Here is a 1,866-nt window from a genome sequence, read left to right as displayed (position 1 = left end):
TCTAGCGCCGATGGTAGTTGGGACCTTGTCCCTGTGAGAGTAGGACGTCGCCAAGCAACCTTAAGACGAGTCAGAATGACTCGTCTTTTTTGTGTATATAGCTTATTGAAGGTCTTTAATAAAGTGAAACTTTAATCAGTGGGGGGTTCTTCCTCCCCAACTGATTATTGGCCCTCACCAATCGGGTTTTTACGGGCAGTTTATCTCCCACCGAACATTCTAGCCACTGGAACTGGACAATGATTTCGCTGAATTTTGAGGTGGGAGTATTACCACCCGTTAACGTGGGATAAACTTTTTCGGAGGCTTACTATTTTAGATTAGTAAAAATCTTGATGCAACATGAGGGTGCTATATTTAGAATTTGTATAATGTAATATAAGGTATTTTTGAATATACATAGTAGAGAAAGGGTTTATAGAATGAAGAAAATAAGTATTGTTACAATAGTAGTTTTACTCCTTCTAGTTATTGCGTATATGTTAGTTGGAAACTACTTTTATAACTATGCGTTAAATGCGAAACAAGAAAAAGAATTTTTAGAGGGAAACCCTCATTTAAAGAAAACCGTAACTACATCGGTTAACGTAGTAGCCACTGATGAAGTGAAAAATGCTGAATTTTTATCAAAACATCAACCGAATACGATAATTGCACGCTCTTTTGATGATTTAAAACTAAATGGCTATGAATATCGTAATCAGGAATCTAGTCATAAATGGTCAATCGTGGTTCACGGCTATAGTGGGAGAGCCTCGGAAATGACAAAATATATTCGTCATTTTTATGAAAAAGGTTATAGTGTGGTAGCGCCTGATCTTCGTGGTCATGGAAATAGTCAAGGTGACTATATTGGTATGGGGTGGCATGATCGTAAGGATATTATGCTGTGGATTGAGCGTATATTAAAAGAAGATCCACAAGCAGAAATAGCTCTGTTCGGTATTTCGATGGGAGGTGCGACTGTTATGATGACTTCTGGAGAAGATTTACCTTCTAATGTTAAAGTTATTATAGAAGATTGTGGTTATTCGTCTGTAATAGATGAATTTACGTACCAATTAAAGGATTTATTCCATTTACCAAAATTCCCTGTTATGAATGCGGCGAATACAATTACAAAACTCCGTGCTGGTTATGACTTGAATGAAGGATCGGCTGTCAAGCAAGTTGCAAAAAGTAAAACCCCGATGTTATTCATTCATGGAGATGCTGATACATTTGTTCCTTTTGAAATGTTAGATGAAGTGTATAATGCTGCAAAGGTAGAAAAAGAGAAATTAATTGTGCCAGGTGCAGGTCACGGAGAAGCTGAAAAGATAGATTCAGAGAAATATTGGAATACTGTATGGGGATTTGTCGAAAGGTATATTGCTGCGTAGCTGTAGGTTCATAAAGAATCTTTCACTCCTAATAGTGAAAGATTCTTTATTTATGTATAGATTACATATATTGATAGGATAATTAGAAGGGATTAACATAGTAAGGTGAAATATGAATGTAGTGTATGGAGGGGAGGTTTATATAGGTGACTTTTTATTGTTTATGAATAAAGATATCTTTCATAATCTAATAATTTGAGATTAGGTTGTGCCGGATATATTATGTCTATAGTTAGAGGTGTACACTTTATTCAAGTTTTTTGCCGCTTTTGGTGAATAATATGCCACCTTAAAATGCAAGTGGAGGCAAGGAAGTTATAAAGGGGATTTTATATATAGTAGAGGAGTTAAAAAACATTAAAAAAAGAGTTGCTTTTATAGTGATAAGCGTGTAATATTATACGAGTCGCTGATAGCAACAACGCAAAACGCGACAAACGAAATAAAAAACTTAGTTGACATTGAAATGAAGAAATGTTAACAT

1 protein-coding gene is annotated in these 1,866 nt (G+C 35.3%); it reads left to right on the top strand.

Features of this window, described 5'->3' with window-relative positions; genetic code table 11:
- Positions 1-422 precede the first annotated feature (422 nt).
- Positions 423-1,382, top strand: a complete 960-nt coding sequence (locus M014_RS0120975) for an alpha/beta hydrolase (RefSeq protein WP_026593436.1) — start codon at positions 423-425, stop codon at positions 1,380-1,382.
- The last annotated feature ends 484 nt before the right edge of the window (positions 1,383-1,866 follow it).

It is taken from the genome of Bacillus sp. UNC437CL72CviS29 (assembly GCF_000482345.1).
GTDB classification, from domain to species: Bacteria; Bacillota; Bacilli; order Bacillales; family Bacillaceae_G; genus Bacillus_A; species Bacillus_A arachidis.
Note: the sequence above shows the minus strand (reverse complement) of the source record. Positions and strands in the feature narration are given on the sequence as shown.